This window comes from Vibrio sp. V12_P9A6T4, assembly GCF_963874835.1.
GTDB classification, from domain to species: Bacteria; Pseudomonadota; Gammaproteobacteria; order Enterobacterales; family Vibrionaceae; genus Vibrio; species Vibrio anguillarum.
The window spans coordinates 21,429-40,424 of record NZ_CAWNJO010000036.1; the positions used below are offsets into that span (position 1 = coordinate 21,429).

At 45.5% G+C, this 18,996-nt stretch carries 22 protein-coding genes; 8 read left to right on the forward strand and 14 right to left on the reverse strand.

Going from position 1 to position 18,996, the window contains the following annotated elements; genetic code table 11:
• Nucleotides 1–53 precede the first annotated feature (53 nt).
• Nucleotides 54–599 (reverse strand): replication initiation negative regulator SeqA, encoded by a 546-nt coding sequence (gene seqA / locus AACQ42_RS03605; protein ID WP_010318681.1) that lies wholly within the window; start codon nucleotides 597–599, stop codon nucleotides 54–56.
• A gap of 92 nt (nucleotides 600–691) precedes the next feature.
• Between seqA and AACQ42_RS03610 the strand changes: the two genes are divergently transcribed.
• The 3 genes from AACQ42_RS03610 to fldA all read left to right on the forward strand — a co-directional run bounded on the left by AACQ42_RS03610 (nucleotide 692) and on the right by fldA (nucleotide 2,374).
• Nucleotides 692–1,462, forward strand: a complete 771-nt coding sequence (locus tag AACQ42_RS03610) for an alpha/beta fold hydrolase (RefSeq protein ID WP_017045728.1) — start codon at nucleotides 692–694, stop codon at nucleotides 1,460–1,462.
• Between the two features lie 108 nt (nucleotides 1,463–1,570).
• Entirely contained in the window at nucleotides 1,571–1,792 is a 222-nt protein-coding gene (locus AACQ42_RS03615) for a DUF2788 domain-containing protein (protein ID WP_010318683.1), read from the forward strand.
• 48 nt (nucleotides 1,793–1,840) lie between these two features.
• A complete protein-coding gene (gene fldA, locus AACQ42_RS03620; RefSeq protein ID WP_013856340.1) occupies nucleotides 1,841–2,374 on the forward strand; it encodes a flavodoxin FldA in 534 nt (177 codons plus the stop codon).
• Nucleotides 2,375–2,444: 70 nt separating this feature from the next.
• On the opposite strand, the gene AACQ42_RS03625 is transcribed toward fldA, so the two are convergent.
• Entirely contained in the window at nucleotides 2,445–3,146 is a 702-nt protein-coding gene (locus AACQ42_RS03625; protein ID WP_013856339.1) for an LrgB family protein, read from the reverse strand.
• On the reverse strand, nucleotides 3,143–3,589 hold the full coding sequence (locus AACQ42_RS03630) for a CidA/LrgA family protein (protein WP_013856338.1): 447 nt from the start codon (nucleotides 3,587–3,589) through the stop codon (nucleotides 3,143–3,145). The genes AACQ42_RS03625 and AACQ42_RS03630 overlap by 4 nt, the downstream gene beginning before the upstream one ends.
• Nucleotides 3,590–3,705: 116 nt before the next feature.
• Between AACQ42_RS03630 and AACQ42_RS03635 the strand changes: the two genes are divergently transcribed.
• A complete protein-coding gene (locus tag AACQ42_RS03635; RefSeq protein ID WP_026028359.1) occupies nucleotides 3,706–4,590 on the forward strand; it encodes a LysR family transcriptional regulator in 885 nt (294 codons plus the stop codon).
• Here AACQ42_RS03635 and AACQ42_RS03640 read toward each other — a convergent pair.
• The gene (locus AACQ42_RS03640; protein ID WP_010318688.1) at nucleotides 4,587–5,105 is read right to left on the reverse strand and encodes a DUF4442 domain-containing protein; all 519 of its coding nucleotides are present in this window, start codon (nucleotides 5,103–5,105) and stop codon (nucleotides 4,587–4,589) included. The genes AACQ42_RS03635 and AACQ42_RS03640 overlap by 4 nt on opposite strands.
• A 214-nt stretch (nucleotides 5,106–5,319) precedes the next feature.
• Between AACQ42_RS03640 and fcrX the strand changes: the two genes are divergently transcribed.
• On the forward strand, nucleotides 5,320–5,769 hold the full coding sequence (fcrX, locus tag AACQ42_RS03645; RefSeq protein ID WP_010318689.1) for a ferric iron uptake transcriptional regulator FcrX: 450 nt from the start codon (nucleotides 5,320–5,322) through the stop codon (nucleotides 5,767–5,769).
• A 115-nt stretch (nucleotides 5,770–5,884) separates the two neighbouring features.
• On the opposite strand, the gene AACQ42_RS03650 is transcribed toward fcrX, so the two are convergent.
• The 3 genes from AACQ42_RS03650 to fabB form a co-directional block, all read right to left on the reverse strand.
• The gene (locus AACQ42_RS03650; RefSeq protein WP_013856334.1) at nucleotides 5,885–6,898 is read right to left on the reverse strand and encodes an aspartate-semialdehyde dehydrogenase; all 1,014 of its coding nucleotides are present in this window, start codon (nucleotides 6,896–6,898) and stop codon (nucleotides 5,885–5,887) included.
• Nucleotides 6,882–8,027 carry a 4-phosphoerythronate dehydrogenase gene (locus tag AACQ42_RS03655; protein ID WP_026028062.1) on the reverse strand — a complete coding sequence of 382 codons (1,146 nt, stop codon included), beginning with the start codon at nucleotides 8,025–8,027 and terminating at the stop codon, nucleotides 6,882–6,884. The genes AACQ42_RS03650 and AACQ42_RS03655 overlap by 17 nt, the downstream gene beginning before the upstream one ends.
• A gap of 226 nt (nucleotides 8,028–8,253) precedes the next feature.
• Entirely contained in the window at nucleotides 8,254–9,465 is a 1,212-nt protein-coding gene (gene fabB / locus AACQ42_RS03660) for a beta-ketoacyl-ACP synthase I (protein ID WP_017047845.1), read from the reverse strand.
• Between the two features lie 127 nt (nucleotides 9,466–9,592).
• Here fabB and mnmC point away from each other — a divergent pair, with 127 nt between their 5' ends.
• The gene (gene mnmC, locus AACQ42_RS03665) at nucleotides 9,593–11,620 is read left to right on the forward strand and encodes a bifunctional tRNA (5-methylaminomethyl-2-thiouridine)(34)-methyltransferase MnmD/FAD-dependent 5-carboxymethylaminomethyl-2-thiouridine(34) oxidoreductase MnmC (RefSeq protein ID WP_094165163.1); all 2,028 of its coding nucleotides are present in this window, start codon (nucleotides 9,593–9,595) and stop codon (nucleotides 11,618–11,620) included.
• A 114-nt stretch (nucleotides 11,621–11,734) separates the two neighbouring features.
• Here the strand turns inward: mnmC and AACQ42_RS03670 are convergent, their stop codons facing one another.
• The 3 genes from AACQ42_RS03670 to AACQ42_RS03680 form a co-directional block, all read right to left on the reverse strand.
• The gene (locus AACQ42_RS03670) at nucleotides 11,735–12,259 is read right to left on the reverse strand and encodes an NADPH-dependent FMN reductase (RefSeq protein ID WP_094165165.1); all 525 of its coding nucleotides are present in this window, start codon (nucleotides 12,257–12,259) and stop codon (nucleotides 11,735–11,737) included.
• Nucleotides 12,260–12,376: 117 nt separating this feature from the next.
• Nucleotides 12,377–12,640 (reverse strand): YfcL family protein, encoded by a 264-nt coding sequence (locus AACQ42_RS03675; RefSeq protein ID WP_013856329.1) that lies wholly within the window; start codon nucleotides 12,638–12,640, stop codon nucleotides 12,377–12,379.
• A gap of 32 nt (nucleotides 12,641–12,672) precedes the next feature.
• Nucleotides 12,673–13,203: an elongation factor P hydroxylase gene (locus AACQ42_RS03680; protein ID WP_017045732.1), complete on the reverse strand. Its 531-nt coding sequence runs from the start codon at nucleotides 13,201–13,203 to the stop codon at nucleotides 12,673–12,675.
• Between the two features lie 234 nt (nucleotides 13,204–13,437).
• On the opposite strand from AACQ42_RS03680, the gene AACQ42_RS03685 reads away from it, so the two are divergent.
• The gene (locus AACQ42_RS03685) at nucleotides 13,438–14,061 is read left to right on the forward strand and encodes a trimeric intracellular cation channel family protein (RefSeq protein WP_094165167.1); all 624 of its coding nucleotides are present in this window, start codon (nucleotides 13,438–13,440) and stop codon (nucleotides 14,059–14,061) included.
• A 151-nt stretch (nucleotides 14,062–14,212) separates the two neighbouring features.
• Here AACQ42_RS03685 and aroC read toward each other — a convergent pair whose 3' ends face one another.
• Together aroC and prmB are read right to left on the reverse strand one after the other, a co-directional pair.
• Entirely contained in the window at nucleotides 14,213–15,298 is a 1,086-nt protein-coding gene (aroC, locus tag AACQ42_RS03690; protein ID WP_026028357.1) for a chorismate synthase, read from the reverse strand.
• 184 nt (nucleotides 15,299–15,482) lie between these two features.
• Nucleotides 15,483–16,415, reverse strand: coding sequence for a 50S ribosomal protein L3 N(5)-glutamine methyltransferase (gene prmB / locus AACQ42_RS03695; protein ID WP_013856325.1), 933 nt, complete (start codon nucleotides 16,413–16,415; stop codon nucleotides 15,483–15,485).
• A 63-nt stretch (nucleotides 16,416–16,478) separates the two neighbouring features.
• Between prmB and smrB the strand changes: the two genes are divergently transcribed.
• Entirely contained in the window at nucleotides 16,479–17,009 is a 531-nt protein-coding gene (gene smrB, locus AACQ42_RS03700) for an endonuclease SmrB (protein ID WP_013856324.1), read from the forward strand.
• A gap of 56 nt (nucleotides 17,010–17,065) precedes the next feature.
• On the opposite strand, the gene flhB is transcribed toward smrB, so the two are convergent.
• Both flhB and fliR read right to left on the reverse strand, forming a co-directional pair.
• Nucleotides 17,066–18,196 carry a flagellar biosynthesis protein FlhB gene (flhB, locus tag AACQ42_RS03705; protein WP_017045734.1) on the reverse strand — a complete coding sequence of 377 codons (1,131 nt, stop codon included), beginning with the start codon at nucleotides 18,194–18,196 and terminating at the stop codon, nucleotides 17,066–17,068.
• Nucleotides 18,197–18,205: 9 nt separating this feature from the next.
• Nucleotides 18,206–18,988 (reverse strand): flagellar biosynthetic protein FliR, encoded by a 783-nt coding sequence (fliR, locus tag AACQ42_RS03710; RefSeq protein ID WP_094165169.1) that lies wholly within the window; start codon nucleotides 18,986–18,988, stop codon nucleotides 18,206–18,208.
• Nucleotides 18,989–18,996: the final 8 nt, after the last annotated feature.

Consider the following 18,996-nt stretch of genomic DNA (forward strand, 5'->3'; position numbering starts at 1 on the left):
GTGGTCCGCAGTATGAGGCTTGAATCAGATTTTTATCTATGAATGGGCACAAATCAGATTGAGTGCGTCACTTTCTCAATAATGTCACTCGGGAAATTCATCAATACCATCAGCTGCTCGATCATCTGTTGTTTGCGGCTAGTATTGTTATTGGTAATGACCCAAAATGGTGTGTTTGGAATCGCTCTTGGCTTGGTTGTCTGCCCACTAGCAAGCAAGGTTTGCTCGTTATCAGCAAAATACACACGCTTACGTCCTTTCACTAAGGTCGCTTCAGCAAAACTTACTGGATCGATACGGTATAAGGTTGAAAGCACCAACATAAAACGATCAATTGCTTTTTTCAAAGCCGCAAATTCATCAGAAATGAGCAAAGAACGCATCTCTTTTACGCTATCAATCTGTATCTCTTGTACGGCATCTTTACTCACAACAATGCCCTTGGGCTCGGTACTTACTTGCGTCACGACCGCTGCTGCAGACACTTTACCGTCAACATTGAGCAAACGGCGTAAAATATCCGACGCGCTTTCTCCAATATGTTGGGTTTGGCTGGCAATATAACGGTATAGATCCTCATCAACCTCAATTGTTTTCATTCGCTTTTCACAATCTCAATGTTTAAACTCTGAGGGATTATAGCGAGATCTTCACTGATACTCTACGTTAAACCAATCACTAATAAGATAAAATGTCAGCACTTCTTAATTACAAACTCGAAGGTGAAGGTCACACCGTTGTTTTGATCCATGGTTTATTCGGCAATTTAGACAACCTAGGTTTACTTGCAAGAGACCTAAAAGCCGATCACCAAGTATTGAGTATTGACTTGCGTAATCACGGTCAATCATTTCACAGTGAGGAACATGATTACGCGAGTATGGCATTCGATGTTGCTAGTTTACTCGAAGAGTTAGCTTGTGATTCAGTCACGCTGATTGGCCATTCAATGGGTGGTAAAGTTGCCATGAAGCTGGCTGACATCGCCTCATCCAAAGTCGCCAAACTGGTGGTTTTAGATATGGCACCCGTTAGCTATCAGCATCGGAAACATGATAACGTACTGGCGGGGCTCAACGCGGTTATTGCGCAGCAGCCTACCTCGCGAGCAGAGGTCATGGCCATTTTAGCGCAACATATTGAGCTAGAAGGTGTACGACAATTTCTCAGTAAATCGTTATTTAAACGAGAAGATGGTGTAATGAGCTGGCGTTTTAATGTCCCCGCCATTGAAAAAAATTACTGGAATATTTTAGGCTGGGAACCAATCCCTTGCAGCTCTGTTCCAACCTTATTGGTTAAAGGCAGCAACTCTGACTATCTACTAGCGGAACACCAAGAAATGATCCAGCAGCAGTTTAGCCAAGCGAAAGCACACGTCATCGCCAACACAGGGCACTGGCTACACGCAGAAAAGCCCGTTGAAGTTTTACGAGCGATCAGAAAGTTCATTGGCAGCTAGTCGCTTTACTGTGAAACAACAAGTGTGAAATAGGTACCAATGCGCGCATTAACTTTGACGAATAACAGTGTTATAGTGCGCTCAAGCAAATTGGCATAAAGGATACCCATGCTGTACGACTACATGAACATGCTTGAGTCGATTGGACTCGATCTTCTTTTTGCGTCTATATTTTTCCTTATCGGTATGGCAATAAAAGATGTCCTTAAGCAAGGTAATGTACCGCCATTTGGGCGCCGTATTGTATGGCTAGTTCTGTTTTTAGGTTGTGCTGGCTTTATCCTTAAAGGACTTATCCAACTCAGTTGGGAAGGCACCGGACTGGGGTAAAGAGCACGCTCATCCGCCAGAAAATGACAAATTAAAGGTAATGATTCTATGGCAAGTGTAGGCCTCTTCTTTGGTAGCGATACCGGTAATACTGAAGCCGTTGCGAAAATGATTCAAAAGCAACTGGGTAAGCAGCTCGTTCACGTTCAAGATATTGCGAAAAGCAGCAAAGAAGACATTGATAATTTTGACTTATTGTTACTGGGTATCCCTACTTGGTACTACGGTGAAGCGCAGTGTGATTGGGATGATTTTTTCCCAGAATTAGAAGCGATCGACTTCTCGACGAAATTAGTTGCTATTTTCGGTTGCGGCGATCAAGAAGACTACGCTGAATACTTCTGTGACGCGATGGGTACAGTGCGTGACATTATCGAAAGCAAAGGTGCAACGATTATTGGCCACTGGCCAACTGAAGGTTATGAATTCGAAGCCTCTAAAGCCTTGGTTGCGGGTGACAATAGCCACTTTATTGGTTTATGCATCGATGAAGATCGTCAACCAGAGCTGACTGAACAGCGCGTCAGCACATGGGTTAAGCAGATTTATGAAGAGATGTGTTTAGCCGAACTTGAAGGCTAATCTCTTAAACATAAAAGATCCCCTTGCGAGGGGATTTTTTATTGACCCGTATACAACAGCACTCTTTTCTTTACCAAAGTAGACGGCCGATAAATGGAGCAAGCAACACAGTGACCATACCCGCAATCATCATCACCACACTCGACACTACCCCTTCAGCATTGCCAATTTGATACGCTTTTGCCGTTCCTGCACCGTGCGCGGAAGCGCCAAGACTGGCTCCTTTACCAAGCCCAGAGCGAATGGATAATAACGCTAACACCACTTCACCTACCGCCATGCCTATCACCCCAGTAAGTACCACAAACAGAGCAGTCAGATCACTTTGCCCACCAATTGACTTCGTCGCCTCAACAGCAAAAGGCGTGGTAATCGAGCGCATCGCTAAACTGCGCTGAAGCATATCGGGTAATTCAAACCAACGAGCCAACAAAACCGTGCTCCCCACAGCCACCACAACCGATACGATCACTCCCACGGATAGAGAGAGCCAGTGGCGCTTGATCAACAATCGGTTGTCATAGACCGGAATAGCAAAAGCCACTGTCGCCGGACCAAGTAGCCACAATAACCAATGAGATTCTGCCATATAGGTTTGGTAAGGGATGTGAAAGATCATCACAACAGCCACTAACAATATAGGGGCCAATAGCAGCGGCATTAAGAAAATAGAACGTTTACGTTGATAAAGGCACTTGCTGCCATAGTAAAAAGCCAAGGTTAGCAGCAAGCAAAATACACCAAGCAGCGTTGAGGTAAGTAGTGAGCTCATGATGAACGCTCCACTTTGGTTAGGCGTATTGCCCGGTTGCTTTTTCTACGCGCTAATATCAGCTCTAAACGATACATTTTATCAACGGTCCAAGCAGTAATAGCAATGACCATGATGGTACTGATGACAAGTACCGCCATAATTCGTAACCCTTGCTGTTGCATTAACTCTTGATAGTTAACGACCGCAATGACCGCTGGTACAAAGAACAACAGCATTTCCGCCAATAACCAAGTTGCTCCCTTGCGCAGCCAATCAACTTTTACAACTCGCATAATCACTAAAGTTAACAGCAATAGCATGCCCGTTAAATTTGCTGGTAAAGGAATATGAAAAGTGCTGACTAGAAAATCCGCCAAAAACCAGATCATTGATAGCGCAACAACTTGTACCACTGTTTGCAGATTGTTTTTTACTCTTTGGCTGTTTCTTATTCTTTGCATGATGAGACTAATGCCGTTTTGTGAAATTAGTCACATTATATTAAGCCATAAAACCATCGTAAAATGACTTTTTATTATCATTTTCATGCCAAAATGGAATGATAAAAGGAGATATTATGGATATTAAAGCACTGCGCTATTTTGTTGAATTGGTCAATCAACAAAGCTTTACCCGCGCATCCGAGCAACTGTTCGTTACCCAGCCCACCATCAGTAAGATGATCCGCAGTTTAGAGCAGGAAATTGAACAGCCACTATTACATCGTGAAGGTCGACGTTTCTGGCTTACCGATGCAGGAGAAGTTGTCTATCAAAGAGCGCTAGAGATCTTAGCGCAGATGTCTCAGTTAGAAGCCGAGCTGGTCGATCTCAATCAGGTAAAGCGGGGACAACTGCATCTCGGAATTCCACCAATGGTTGGACACCTTTACGCAGGTCTGATCCGCCAATACCGTCAAACCTACCCTCATGTAGAGCTCACCATCGTTGAGTATGGCGGACGTAAAATAGAGCAAGCTATTCTCAATGGCGAAATTGACGTGGCCGTCACCATGCTTTCTCCTCATCCGATTGATAATCTGCGGTCACTCTCCTTAGACAGTTACCCCATTTGCGCCGTACTCCCCGATTCATCTCCTTGGAAGCAGCAAGAAGCCATCGGTTGGGAGCAACTACAAAATGAGCCATTTTACCTCTATACCCATGATTTTACGCTGAGTGACTACATCCACTCATTCTGCCTACAACACGGATTTACACCACAAGTTGCAGCGCGCAGTAGCCAATGGGATTTTTTAGTCGCGTTGGTCAAAAGTGGCGTAGGCGTTGCCTTTCTACCCGAACCACTTTGTCGACGAATTCAAGGAGAAGGCGTCTTAGTCAAACCTATGACACCCAGTATTGATTGGCACTTAGGATTAATATGGCACGCGGAACGGTACGTTTCTCGCACCGCCGAAGCTTGGATTGAGCTGTGCCAAATGCAGAATGAACAGCCTTAGCGGTCACAAAAAGTAACCATTTTGTCTGCATCACTCTCTTCTCTGTATTTAGGTTTTTTGCGCACGTACAATTTACGTTGCACTTCAGAGACCACTTCGCCTTTGGCATCCTTAACATGGATAACAAATTCCGGAAAGCATTTATCCCCATTGGCCGTGCTCACTAAGATTGAATCCAGTTGGTCTTGCGTTATCAGAAACTCCGCATACAAATCAGAATGGCCCGGTTTGATAAAGTTGATGCTGGCCTCTTTGTCCCATACATAATATTGCTCACCCAAAATCCCCATTAACATCAAAGAGTAAACAGGGTCCGTGAGAGAGAAAATGCTGCCACCATATTGAGTGCGATTGGCATTTTTGTTCCACCACCGCAGCTTTAGGCGCATTTTCACCTGACGGAAGTCGCTACTAATTTCATCAATGTGGATACCAGCGCCCCAAAAAGGAGGCCAGCTATTTAACGCCCACTTAACAATATTTGGCTTATAAAATCTTGCTAAAGAGTGATTCATTCCGTGCTCACCTTTTAAACCTATCGACTCAATCACTAATAAATGTTACGCAATTGTAACTGGTAAGAGCTGTTATATCAGTGATATTGCGCGGCTTTGTGACAAATATAAAGTAACCCTTTGAACTTCGTGGTTTATTGTTAGCAGTGACTCCCCTATAATGATCGCAATTATGAATTCTGTTAACTGCTGCAGATCATCAACAGGAAAGTGTATGTCAGATAATAACCAAGCGCTCAAGGATGCAGGTCTTAAAGTTACCCTTCCTAGGCTAAAAATTTTAGAAGTGCTACAGCAGCCTGAATGCCAACATATCAGCGCTGAAGAACTGTATAAGAAATTGATTGATCTTGGTGAAGAAATCGGTCTTGCGACTGTTTATCGAGTATTAAACCAATTTGATGATGCGGGTATTGTCACTCGTCACCATTTTGAAGGTGGAAAATCCGTTTTTGAACTTTCAACACAACACCACCACGACCACTTAGTGTGCTTAGATTGTGGTGAAGTGATTGAGTTTTCAGATGAGGTGATCGAACAACGCCAAAGAGAGATTGCCGAGCAATATAATGTACAGCTCACCAATCACAGCCTTTATCTATATGGTAAATGTGCCGACGGCAGTTGCAAGCAGAACCCTAACGCGCACAAGTCAAAAAGATAGCCATCATTCTCAGCCTTGAGCTGGACGATAATAAAAAAGCCGGGTGAATCAATCACTCGGCTTTTTTGTGTAGAGAGAAAGGAGTGGTAAGCCACTCCTTTTTACTAGGTATTAATTAGAAATAATCTCGAATCAACACTTCCGCAATTTGTACCGCATTTGTTGCAGCGCCTTTTCTCACGTTATCTGCCACTACCCACATGTTAATGCCACTGTGGTGACTGATATCGTTGCGAATACGCCCTACAAGAACCGTATCCTTCCCTCCCGCATCGCGAACTTGCGTGGGGAAATCATTCCCGCTGAATACTTCAATACCTTCAGTTTTCTCTAATAACTCAATAACTTGCTCAGCATCAATCGGTAAGCGTGTTTCAATATGCAGTGACTCAGCATGGCCGTAAAAAACTGGCACGCGTACACAAGTTGGGTTGACCATAATGGTTGAGTCATTGAATATTTTTTGCGTTTCCCACACCATTTTCATCTCTTCCTTGGTGTAGCCATTATCCATAAACTGGTCGATTTGTGGGATGCAGTTAAACGCAATTTGCTGGCTAAACACATCAGGATCGGCCGAAACACCGTTTAACAGCCTTGCGGTTTGTCCCGCCAACTCATCAATGCCTGACTTCCCAGCTCCTGAAACGGACTGATAAGTTGATACGTTAATTCGCTCGATACCCACAGCGTCGTGAATCGGCTTTAACGCCACCAACATTTGGATGGTTGAGCAGTTTGGGTTCGCAATAATATTGCGGTTACGGAAATCCGCAATCGCTTCAGGGTTCACTTCAGGCACAACAAGTGGGATATCGTACTCATAGCGGAAATGTGAGGTGTTATCGATGACTACCACGCCTTCTTCTGTGGCAATAGGTGCCCATTTTGCGGACAATTCACCACCAGCGGAAAACAGTGCAATCTGAACTTGTGACCAATCGAAATCTTCAACATTTTGTACTTGTATGGTCTTACCATTGAAGCGGTAGAATTTACCTTCACTACGCTCACTGGCAAGTAGGTAAAGTTCACCAACGGGGAATTTGCGATCTTTGAGCACTTCAAGCATGGTTTCACCAACCGCGCCGGTTGCTCCTAAAATAGCGATATTAAATTCTTGGCTCATTTGTTACCTCTGTTTTAAAACCTAATTTAGCTAAGGGAGTGAGATCACACGACTCACTACCGACGACAGTCATCGCGCTATATTCTCTTCTATCCCAATAAAGTTTACGCATTTGATCAAAAGCACCTGGTTTGCCAATTTCACGGCGAAACAAGGCGTCATCTTTGCGTACGTCATAAATCAATTGGGTTAAACTGTGTAATGTTTCCTCATCCCAACCGCGTGATAAATACACTTTGGCAATGGGAGTCTCGGGTAATAAACTACTGGCATTCGCGCAATGGTCATCGCCAAGATACTCACAAAAACTATTGAAAATCATGGTCGTGCCTCGGGCTTTACCTTCTAACCCATAGCCAGCCACATGCGGCGTCGCAAAGGCGAGCAAAGGCAGCAGTTCCATATCCACTTCAGGTTCAAATTCAAACACGTCTAAAGCGGCAATAAAACCATCATTTTTCTGTAGGCGTTGTTTCAGCGCTTGGTTATCCACCACAGGGCCACGAGCCGCGTTGATCAAGATCTGATCACTGCGCAACTGGGCAAGTCGAACTTCATCAATCAAGTGATGAGTCGGCCATTCACCACTTTTAGTAATGGGTGTATGCAGCGTAATGACATCCGCTTTATCAAGTAAAACATCAAGATGAGTAAACTCGCGGCAATCACCTTGTGCTTGTTTTGGGGGATCGTTGAGCAGCACATTAATGCCAATCCCCGCTAAACACTCGGCTAAATAGCTGCCGACTTGACCAGCACCAATAATGCCAACGGTTTTCTCTAAGGCAGAAAAACCATGCTGCTGCGCTAGCACCATCAATACACTGAAAACATACTCAGCCACTCCCACCTTATTACACCCCGGTGCGGCAGTAAAAAAGATGCCTCTTTCAGCCAAAAGCGCTTGATCAACGTGGTCCATACCTGCCGTCGCCGTACCAACAAACTTTAATTTATTGGCTTTCGCTAATAATGCTTGATTTACTTTCGTAACAGAACGAATCATCAAGGCGTCAACGTCGATAAGATCATCAGCCGTTAAGCTTCTACCGGGTTTCAACACCACCTCACCAAGCTGGCTAAATAACGATTCAGCATAAGGCATGTTTTCATCAATAAGGATTTTCATAGCGGAGTTCACAATTTTCGAAATTGAAGGAATTGTGCAGAAAAGCGCACAGACTGTCGAGAAGAAATCCCGCTTTCCATAAAAATGCCCGGCTCCTCACGGAAACCGGGCAAAAACCCAGAACAAAAGGATCCCGTCCCGCTCTCCATGGGACAGAGTCTGCGTCTGTTCGATCAGCTAAGCTGACCCGCTCTGGAAACCTTTTTATTAGAGGTGTGTAGGCGCATTAGCCTTGATACTTTTTGATCACTAGCGTCGCGTTCGTACCGCCAAAACCAAAACTGTTAGACATCACACTGGTTAGCTCTTGCTCGCGCATTTCGGTCACAATATCAAGGCCATCAGCCGCTGGATCTAAATTGTCAATGTTGATGCTTGGCGCGATAAAGCCGTGGTGAAGCATCAAGGTAGAGTAGATGGCTTCATGCACACCTGCCGCACCCAATGCGTGGCCAGTCATTGCTTTTGTTGCCGAGATAGCAGGGCTGTTGCCAGCGAACACTTCTTGAATGGCACCCAACTCTTTTACATCACCGACAGGTGTGGAAGTACCATGTGTATTGACATAATCCACACTATCTACCGCTTGCATTGCCATCTTCATGCAACGCACAGCGCCTTCACCTGATGGAGCCACCATGTCGTAGCCATCGGATGTCGCACCGTAACCGACGATTTCACCGTAAATTTTTGCGCCGCGAGCCAGTGCATGCTCAAGCTCTTCAACCACAACCATGCCGCCGCCGCCTGAAATCACGAAACCATCGCGGTCAGCATCGTAAGTACGTGACGCTTTTTCTGGTGTTTCGTTGTACTTAGTTGACAGCGCACCCATTGCATCAAACATCATAGTTAAAGACCAATCGAGCTCTTCACCACCACCTGCAAACACAACATCTTGCTTACCCAATTGGATAAGTTCCATTGCGTGACCAATACAGTGAGCCGACGTCGCACAAGCGGAGCTCATGGTGTAGTTGACGCCACGGATTTTAAATGGCGTAGCAAGACAGGCTGAAACAGTCGAAGACATAGTACGTGGAACCATGTAAGGACCAACGCGCTTCACGCCTTTTGTGCGCAATGTGTCGACAGCAATAACTTGGTTATACGACGACGCACCGCCAGAACCAGCCACAATACCAGTGCGGTCATTAGAGACCTGCTCTGGTGCTAAACCTGAATCGGCAATCGCTTGTTCCATTGATAGGTATGCAAACGCGGCCGCATCACCCATAAAACGCATCTGTTTGCGATCAATATGGTCAGCAGGGTTCATTTTCAGGCTACCCCACACTTGAGAGCGTAAACCGTTCTCTTTGAACTGCTCAGAAGCGGTAATACCTGATTTGCCTGCTTTTAGAGACGCTAAAACTTCTTCGACGTTGTTACCGATACTTGAAACAATACCCATACCGGTGATTACGACTCGTTTCATGTGACATTCCTATAATTCAAAATTCGCTTAGATAATAACTAAGAAGAATAACAAAAGTGGTCAGCTTTCCCAGAAATTCGTACAATCTCGAGCTATATATCGCCCGATTTCACAGAATTACACCATTATGACCAGCATAACCAACGCAACACTGGGTTGGAATGAAGCGGGCACACCCGTTTCCGACCAATTCGATGACGTTTACTTTTCCAACGTTAACGGCCTAGAAGAGACGCGTTACGTGTTTCTTTCCCAAAATCATATACCACAAAGATGGCACCAATATGACCAAAAACGATTCGTCATTGCCGAAACGGGGTTTGGCACTGGGTTAAATTTTCTCGCTGTATGGCAAGAATTTGATGCGTTTAGGCAACAAAACCCAAATGCGCCATTGCAAGCGCTGCATTTTATCAGTTTTGAAAAATATCCGCTCAATAAACACGACTTGATAACAGCGCACCAAGCGTGGCCTGAATTAGCGACTTATGCGAAAAAGCTTCAACAACACTACCCGATTGCAGTACCAGAATGTCATCGCATTGTTCTTGATGATGGCGCCATTACCCTTGATCTTTGGTTCGGTGATATCAAAGAGTGTATGCCGCAAGTTCCCACAACCGAGCAAGGCGTGGTAGACGCATGGTTTTTGGATGGTTTTGCTCCCAGTAAAAACCCTGAAATGTGGAATCAAACGCTGTTTGAGAATATGGCCAAACTGGCGAAACACAAAGCCACGTGCGCCACTTTTACCGCCGCAGGTTTTGTACGACGCGGATTGATAGAAGCAGGCTTTTCGATGAAAAAAGTGAAAGGCTTTGGCACCAAAAGAGAGATGATTGCTGGTCAACTGGAACACAAAACGCCGTACAGCAATATAAAACCTTGGTTTGCGATTGCGCCGACAACCAATATTACCGACGTGGCGATCATCGGCGGCGGCATTGCTAGTGCCACATTAGCTAAAATGCTCAATCGCCGCGGTATCAATGTCAGCCTGTATTGCGCCGATCCTCAGGCCGCTCAAGGTGCTTCAGGTAACCGACAAGGTGCGGTTTACCCACTGCTGAATAAAAACCACAGTGGTGTATCGCGTGTTTTTGCGCCCGCTTTTCTGTTTGCTCGGCAATTTGTTGAGCAAATGGCGCAAACCGTCCCTTTTGATCATGATTGGTGTGGTGTGACCCAATTGATGTGGGATGAAAAATCGACCCAAAAACAGATGGCGATGCTTGAAGGGAAATTTAACCCTCAGCTAATGCACTACTGCGATCAACAAGCAACGTTACAAAACGTCGGCTTACCGACTGACATGGTCAGCTTACATTACCCACTCGGAGGATGGCTTTGCCCTGCTCAACTGACACAAGGCCTGTTTGACCAATTAAGCCAAAGTGAGCGATTCAACGCCTATTTCAATCACGAGGTGGAGTCTTTGCGCTGGGATGAAATACAGCGGCAGTGGACATTAAGTGTTAATGGTAGCGAAAAGCACCATCAGTGTGTGGTCATTGCAAACGGTCATCAATTTGACCATTTCGAGCAAACACAAGCGTTGCCACTTGGCAAAGTGAAAGGACAAGTAAGCCATATTCCAACCTCAAAAACATTGCAAAAGCTGAGCAGCGTGTTGTGTTACGACGGCTATATAACACCGCACAACCCCAACACTCAACAGCACTGCATTGGCGCAAGCTATGACCGAAGTCAAATCAACCAAGCATTCGATGCGGCGGCGCAGCAAGAGAATGGACAACGCTTAACCCGTTGTATTAACGAGAAAAACTGGACACAGCAAGTCGATACATCTAGCAATCAATCTCGCCAAGGCATTCGCTGTGTCAGCCGCGATCATTTGCCGTTTGTCGGGAATGTGGGCAACTTTGAACAGATCAAGATCGACTACCAGCCGTTACCGTCACAAGATCCGCAACAGACTCCATCTGTGGCTCACTATCCTCATTTGTACTGCATGCTCGGGCTAGGATCGCGAGGACTAAGTTCTGCGCCATTAATGGCTGAGTTGCTGGCTTCACAAATGAGTGGCGATCCACTTCCGCTTGCTGTTGATGTTCTCGAAACGCTTCATCCAAGTCGAATGTGGGTGAGAAAACTCAAAAAAGGCAAAGCCATCACCGAACGTACTCCTCGATAAAACCCGTCATAGAAAAAAGCCTTACTTATCCAGCAAGGCTTTTTTAATGCTCACTTTTTCACGCGAAAAGCCGTGAAACTTAACGTGAGACGAACTTAAAACGAGACACGAAAGCTATACGAGCTTCGCAACCGCGTCTTTCAATTGTGCCGCCACTTCTGGGTTAGCCACTTGACCCGTAGCCAAGTCAAAATTGTCATAAAAACTCGGTACCGAGACAGACGCTTTTACATTACCACCAAAATAAGGAGCAGAATTATTTGCCGCCGCCAAAACCGATTGCGCGCCACCAGGACCAGGAGAGCTGGCTAGGTAAACAGCAGGTTTACCTTTGAATAGTTCACGGTCAATGCGTGTTGCCCAGTCAAATAAATTTTTGTACGCCGCTGGGTAGTGACCATTATGCTCAGCAAAAGAGATAACAAACGCATCCGCTTGAGCAAGATCACGCAGAAAAGCTTGAGCGCCTTCGGCTTGACCAAGCTCTTTTTCAAGATCTTCGCTAAACATAGGAACGGTATAGTTGTTAATATCAAGCACCACCACGTCTGCACCTTCGATGAGGTGAGCGGTGTAAGTGGCCAATGCTTTATTGATTGAAGTTGAGCTGTTTGATGCTCCAAATGCGATGACTTTCATGGTGTTGCCCTTGTGTGTTCGAATATGGCTTAAGCATAGCGATCGCACAAATTAACAACAACCATAAAAATTTTACGGACTCATTCAAAGAATTCGAATGAGTTAAGTGTGGTCACCTTAAGCTTGGTTGTGAAGCTCGGTCCATAAATCGAACACAATCACACGGTCTGCAGGCGTAAGCTCTGTGCGCGCTTGCTCTAGGCTTTGCTCAATTCGTGCTTTAAACAGAGATAGATCGTCAATTCCTTCATCTTCACACGCGGCTGCAGACAAAGAAATATGACCTCGCAAATAACCACCCGCAAACAATTCATCGTCCGATGCCGTCGCAATACGTGCATCAATCATTTCCAGCAGTTTTTCTTCAAATCCAATAATCATACAACTCTCATTTTCTCTTATTATTTAGCTAGTTACCTGATAATAAAGTGCTCTAGCCTTAATTCTGTCGTACCATAAAAAGCACGTAATGCATCTGACAGCATCTTCACTCGGGGTGGAAGCCCAACCTGTAAGATAGCGACTACCTCACGATGTACCTGAGTCATAAAGGCGATACGGTCTGGTTCAAAATCGCCGTGTAGGTTGTCACAACTCACAGTAAAAGGAAAGCCAGCACTGACCGATAAAATCCACTCATACGCTTGAGGGCGAACCTCTACTTTTTCAAATTCGGCTTGAACTTGCGCGGTTCGCCCGTCTGGTTGATACCAATAGCCAAAATCTTCCATCAATCGCCGTTCAGGGCCGGCGACGCACCAATGCGCGATTTCATGCAGTGCCGAGGCAAAGAAGCCTCGTGCGAAAATGATGCGGTGATGATTGATTTGTGCATCAGCAGGCAAGTAAATCGGCTCATCACCACCGAGCTCTAAACGCGTATTGAATGGCTCAAAAAAAGTGTCATTGAACAGGGAGATCAAGTCTTGGTATTGATGTGTCATCGCTCAGTCATGCAGGCAAAAATTTCTCAACGCATTCTCTTATTTTTCTGTAGTCAGGTAAAGCCATTCAATCACCCCACTTCATTAGTTTTATTAATCGGTCAAACGGTTTCTTGGCATAAAATCTCATTCGCCATCGCCTGACTTTACTACTACACTTGCGCCTCCATTTTTAAGTTCAACCGCTTTCTCGGTTCTTATATACCCAAGGAAGTGCTGTCGGAGTACCGCATTATGTTGCTCAGTGTTTTATATATTATTGGTATTACTGCCGAAGCGATGACTGGCGCATTGAGTGCAGGCCGTCGAAAAATGGATTGGTTCGGTGTGATGTTAGTAGCGAGTGCCACTGCGATTGGAGGCGGTACGGTGAGGGATATTTTACTCGGCCATTATCCGCTAGGTTGGGTGAAGAATCCGGAGTTTTTAGCCATTACCTGTATCGCAGGCGTTCTCACCACAGGCTTAGCTAAATGGGTAATCAAACTCAAAGGGTTGTTCATTCGTTTAGATGCATTGGGACTAATTGTGTTCAGTATCATAGGCACAAAAGTCGCAATGGGCATGGGTTTGCATCCCGGCATTTGTATGGTTTCTGCGTTGGTCACTGGGGTGTTTGGTGGGTTATTACGCGATTTAATCTGCAGACAAACGCCATTGGTACTGCATGAAGAGCTCTACGCTTCGGTTTCATTAGTCGCTTCAGGGCTTTATTTAACCTTGCTCGCATTCGGCATCAATGATGTCACCAGCACGATAGTAACGCTTATTGCAGGTTATTTATTGCGTATGGCGGCAGTGCGTTTTAAATGGCGTTTGCCTTCTTTCCAGCTTGATGCTGAAAATCAGATTCATTAGCCACAATCCGATGTTAGATATTTAGTTAGTTAGCTGACTTGTTTCGATAAAAAATTCATTCAGCCGCGGAAATTGGCTAAACAGAAAATGGCTTAAAACAAAAGCGCCCTAACAAAAAGGGCGCTTTTCATCTTAATTCGGTCATGCTGGATTAGATTTTAGGCGTTTCGGTTTGAACCGCAAAATTCTGCCCGCGATGACGAAGTAAGTGGTCCATCAACACAATCGCCAGCATTGCTTCGGCAATGGGTACAGCGCGAATACCAACGCAAGGATCATGGCGACCTTTCGTGATAAGTTGTGTGGGTTCACCCGTGCGAGTAATGGTATCGCCAGGTACTGTAATACTTGACGTGGGTTTAAGCGCAATACTGGCAACAATATCTTGCCCAGTCGAAATACCGCCTAAAATACCGCCGGCATGATTTGAGCGAAAGCCGTTCGGTGTTAGAGGATCTCGATGCTGGCTGCCTTTTTGCTGCACGACATCAAAACCGTCACCAATCTCTACCCCTTTCACTGCATTAATGCTCATCAAAGCGTGCGCAATATCCGCATCTAGACGATCAAATACCGGCTCACCTAAACCAACAGGCAGGTTTGTCGCGACAACTTGAATCTTTGCACCGATCGAATCACCTTCTTTTTTCAAATCACGGATCAGTTGGTCGAATGCCGCAACTTTGTCTGCATCTGGACAGAAAAAGGCGTTATTCTCAATTTCATTCCAATCCACTTTATCGATACAAACATCACCCATTTGTGACAAGTAAGCGCGAATTTCAACCCCAAATTCTTGTTTGAGATATTTCTTCGCAATGGCTCCCGCTGCCACTCGCATCGCTGTCTCACGTGCTGATGAACGACCACCACCACGATAGTCGCGAATGCCATATTTTTGATGGTAGGTATAATCGGCATGACCGGGGCGAAACTTGTCTTTAATGTCTGAATAATCGGTTGAACGTTGGTCGGTATTTTCAATTAATAGACCAATCGATGTACCTGTGGTTTTCCCCTCAAATACACCAGAAAGAATTTTGACTTCATCCGCTTCACGGCGCTGCGTTGTATAGCGAGATGTGCCAGGACGGCGACGATCTAGGTCTATCTGTAAGTCAGCTTCTGTAATTTCTAAGCCCGGAGGACATCCGTCGACGATACATCCTAGTGCGATACCGTGACTTTCTCCGAATGTCATCACCCGAAAATGTTGTCCGATACTGTTTCCTGCCATTACTTCCTCAATATTGATGACACAGAGCGACATGCTCCCTATCACCGCTTCATTCTATTGTTCGTGGATTCATAGTGGCTTTATTACGAAATGATGTAAAGCCCCAAAATAAAGCAATGTGTATTTTTCTAATGGATAAAAAAACGCAAGCACTGTGGCTGGCGTTTTTCTTATGCATACGGCATTAGTCGATATAAAGCGCAAAGTCGCTAGCGCAATCAACCAACTGCTGGCGAGTCAGCATGAATACGCCATGCCCACCATTTTCAAACTCAAGCCAAGTAAACGGAATGTGGTCGTATTGGTTCATCATATGCACCATCGAATTGCCCACTTCACAGATCAAAATACCGTTATCAGTGAGGTACCCCGCCGCATTGGCCAAAATACGACGCACCAATTTCAAACCATCGGTACCGGCGGCTAAGCCGAGTTCTGGTTCGTGTTTGAACTCTTTGGGCAAACTATTCATATCTTCTTGATCCACATACGGTGGATTCGACACGATTAGGTCATATTTCTCTTTTGGCAAATCACGGAATAGATCGGAACGGATCGGGAAAACTTGTTGCTCCATACCGTGATCTTGAATATTTTGCTCTGCCACTTGCAGTGCGTCGGTTGAGATATCAATCGCATCCACTTCAGCATCAGGGAACGCGTGGGCGCACGCAATGGCGATGCAACCGCTGCCAGTACACAAATCCATAATGCGTACAGGCTCGTCGATCAACCAAGGTTGGAACTGCGCTTCAATCAATTCGCCAATCGGTGAACGTGGCACCAGTACTCGCTCATCCACATAAAACTCAAGGCCACAGAACCAGGCTTTATTGGTTAAATAGGCGATAGGAGTACGTTCATTAATGCGCTTAATCACCCGTTCAACAATACGCAGACGTTCGCTGCCTGTTAAACGAGAATTCAGTACATGCGGAGGAACATCAATCGGAAGATAGAGTGTCGGTAGGATTAGCTGAACGGCTTCATCCCACGCATTATCGGTCCCATGACCATAAAATAAGTTGGCGGCATTAAAACGGCTGACCGTCCAACGAATCATATCTTGAAGCGTGTGAAGTTCAGAAACCGCCTCTTCTACAAAAATCTTATCCAAAATTGCCTCCGAAAAGCGCTACAATACTGCCAATATCGATCTGTTAGAAAATGACCAAACCCAATGAGCCAAAAAGAGACCGAACACGATGACGCTTTCGACTTGTTTCGGGATGCAGTAAAGGGCGTTAAAAAGTTGCGACAGGATACCATAATCCAGCCGCCAAACAGAAACCCCAAACAAAAAGAAATCCGCCGTATTGCGCGGGAAGCCAGCGATACCGAATTTTATTTTTCCGATGAGTTTATACCAAAACTCAGCGATGAAGGCCCGACGCGCTATGCTCGTGATGATGTGTCGAAATATGAAGTTAAACGGTTAAGACGTGGCGTTTATGTGCCGGATGTGTTTTTGGATATGCACGGCATGACACAGCAAGAAGCGAAACGAGAACTCGGGGCGATGGTTGCTTATTGTGTGAAAGAAAATATTCACTGCGCTTGTGTCCAACATGGGATCGGTAAACACATTCTCAAACAAAAAGTTCCTCTCTGGCTCGCTCAACATCCTGATGTGATGGCATTTCATCAAGCCCCCCTTGAATTTGGCGGGCATGGCGCGGTATTGGTGCTGCTTTCTATTCCTGATAAGTGATTTAAACTGACGCTAACCTCAGCATTAACGCTTTTGCCCCAGCATAACGATGAGGATTAATGTCGTAAATCCGGTGGAATCGGCATGTTATTCTCATCGAGTTTGGGTCTTTGGCCACCGCGTTTACGATACTGCTTAAGCTGAAAGACATAAGCCAGTACCTGCGCGACCGCCACGAAAAGCCCGTCGGGGATCTCCTGCTCAAGATCGGTTGTGTGATAAAGCGCTCGAGCCAAAGGCGGTGCGGGGATGATGTGTATATCATGCGCACGTGCTACTTCACGAATTTTCATCGCCATGTGATCGACGCCTTTAGCCACCACAATCGGTGCTTTATCCGTATTTTGTTTATAGCGCAGCGCAACTGAGAAGTGTTCTGGGTTGGTGATGATTACATCCGCTTGTGGCACTTCCGCCATCATCCGCCGCTGGGCCGCTTCACGTTGCAACATCCGAATTCGGCCTTTAACCTCAGGTTTTCCTTCCGTATCTTTGTATTCGTCTTTTACTTCTTGCTTGGTCATTTTTAATTGGTCAGCGTGCTGCCAGATTTGGAATGGGATATCGATGGCGACCACGACCAATAAAGAACAACTGATCAGCAACACGAAGTTGAGCAAAATATCGAGCGCATGGAAAATATTTTGTGGATAGACATCCATGCTCAGTTGAAATAGATCTTCTTTCGATACATTGATCAGATAAAAAGCAACGCCAGAAACAAGCAATACTTTTAAAATGGACTTAAATAACTCAACCCAACTTTGCAAACCGAACATACGTTTTAAGCCACTGAGCGGGTTCATTTTGGAGGGCTTTGGCATCGCAGCTTCGACAGAAAAGTTAATTCCACCAATGCCAGCCGCGCCAATTAATGCAGCAATAAATAACGTGATTAAGATAAGCGAGAGTGGCAATATCAGGGTCGCAAGAGAACCAGCCGCAATATCAAACAACTTTCCGAGATCAAACACTTCTTCTCGGCTTAAGTTGAAGATTCGACCCATCAAAGCGTACAAGGCTCGGGCTAACGATTCGCCAAACCACATCAATGCAATCGCACCCACCACCAGTACCGAAACGGACGCTAACTCTTTTGAACGAGCGACCTGACCTTTTTTTCGCGCCTCGTCCAATCGCTTGGGCGTGGCGTCTTCGGTACGTTCTTGACCGTCTGACTCTGCCAAACGCGCCTCCTAACAGTTCATACGGATAAGGCGACAAATTTGTTGCTCGCCTTCTAACCAGAATAGTTCGTAGTGACTATACAGGCCGCCTAAAATATACCAACAGAGTAACAAGCCGACCAAAAGCGCAAACGCAAAACCCAACGAGAAAATGTTGAGCTGAGGGGCTGCACGAGTCATCACACCAAATGATAAGTTGACGGTTAATAGCGCAATGATGCCAGAAAGAGACATACTCAGCGCCACTTTAAACATAATTCCCAGCCACAATGCGAGCTCACGAAAATCCACGGTCGTTAATGCTCCATCGCCAATAGGCAAGGTTTTGAAACTGAATACCACCAGTTGGATCATCTTTAAATGACCATCGGTTGCTAAGAAGAACAAGGTCGCTAAAAACATAAACAATTGACCAAGCAAAGGGGTGTTCTGCCCGTTTACGGGGTCGACCATTGAAGCAAAACCTAAGCTGGCTTGCATACCCAATATTTGACCAAGCATAACAAAGGTTTGGATTATAAACTGAGTGATCATGCCCATTGCAACGCCAATAATAATCTGCTCAAAGGTGGTCAAAAAACCTTTAAATGAAAGTAGTTCAACGGTCTCTGAAACGGCAGGAATCGCGGGCATCATGGCGAAGGTAATAGCCAAACCTAAGTAGAGCCGCACTCGGGTCGGAACAAAGCGGGCACCAGTGACTGACATCACCATCAGCATGGCGGAAATACGAGTGTAGGGCCAAAAATAGCTAGCAATCCACTCTAAAACGAGGCTTGTTGGGTACTCCATTCAAGCTC

Excerpts from the sequence above, each read along its gene's own strand:
- AACQ42_RS03640 (WP_010318688.1), bottom strand. The coding sequence starts at position 5,105 with ATGAATCACTCTTTAGCAAGATTTTATAAGCCAAATATTGTTAAGTGG.
- AACQ42_RS03680 (WP_017045732.1), bottom strand. The coding sequence starts at position 13,203 with ATGACACATCAATACCAAGACTTGATCTCCCTGTTCAATGACACTTTT.
- fabB (WP_017047845.1), bottom strand. The coding sequence starts at position 9,465 with ATGAAACGAGTCGTAATCACCGGTATGGGTATTGTTTCAAGTATCGGT.
- aroC (WP_026028357.1), bottom strand. The coding sequence starts at position 15,298 with ATGGCAGGAAACAGTATCGGACAACATTTTCGGGTGATGACATTCGGA.
- AACQ42_RS03655 (WP_026028062.1), bottom strand. The coding sequence starts at position 8,027 with ATGAAAATCCTTATTGATGAAAACATGCCTTATGCTGAATCGTTATTT.
- AACQ42_RS03685 (WP_094165167.1), top strand. The coding sequence starts at position 13,438 with ATGTTGCTCAGTGTTTTATATATTATTGGTATTACTGCCGAAGCGATG.
- AACQ42_RS03630 (WP_013856338.1), bottom strand. The coding sequence starts at position 3,589 with ATGCAAAGAATAAGAAACAGCCAAAGAGTAAAAAACAATCTGCAAACA.
- AACQ42_RS03615 (WP_010318683.1), top strand. The coding sequence starts at position 1,571 with ATGCTGTACGACTACATGAACATGCTTGAGTCGATTGGACTCGATCTT.
- smrB (WP_013856324.1), top strand. The coding sequence starts at position 16,479 with ATGAGCCAAAAAGAGACCGAACACGATGACGCTTTCGACTTGTTTCGG.
- fldA (WP_013856340.1), top strand. The coding sequence starts at position 1,841 with ATGGCAAGTGTAGGCCTCTTCTTTGGTAGCGATACCGGTAATACTGAA.
- fliR (WP_094165169.1), bottom strand. The coding sequence starts at position 18,988 with ATGGAGTACCCAACAAGCCTCGTTTTAGAGTGGATTGCTAGCTATTTT.
- AACQ42_RS03650 (WP_013856334.1), bottom strand. The coding sequence starts at position 6,898 with ATGAGCCAAGAATTTAATATCGCTATTTTAGGAGCAACCGGCGCGGTT.
- AACQ42_RS03670 (WP_094165165.1), bottom strand. The coding sequence starts at position 12,259 with ATGAAAGTCATCGCATTTGGAGCATCAAACAGCTCAACTTCAATCAAT.
- seqA (WP_010318681.1), bottom strand. The coding sequence starts at position 599 with ATGAAAACAATTGAGGTTGATGAGGATCTATACCGTTATATTGCCAGC.
- AACQ42_RS03675 (WP_013856329.1), bottom strand. The coding sequence starts at position 12,640 with ATGATTATTGGATTTGAAGAAAAACTGCTGGAAATGATTGATGCACGT.
- mnmC (WP_094165163.1), top strand. The coding sequence starts at position 9,593 with ATGACCAGCATAACCAACGCAACACTGGGTTGGAATGAAGCGGGCACA.
- fcrX (WP_010318689.1), top strand. The coding sequence starts at position 5,320 with ATGTCAGATAATAACCAAGCGCTCAAGGATGCAGGTCTTAAAGTTACC.
- AACQ42_RS03635 (WP_026028359.1), top strand. The coding sequence starts at position 3,706 with ATGGATATTAAAGCACTGCGCTATTTTGTTGAATTGGTCAATCAACAA.
- AACQ42_RS03610 (WP_017045728.1), top strand. The coding sequence starts at position 692 with ATGTCAGCACTTCTTAATTACAAACTCGAAGGTGAAGGTCACACCGTT.
- AACQ42_RS03625 (WP_013856339.1), bottom strand. The coding sequence starts at position 3,146 with ATGAGCTCACTACTTACCTCAACGCTGCTTGGTGTATTTTGCTTGCTG.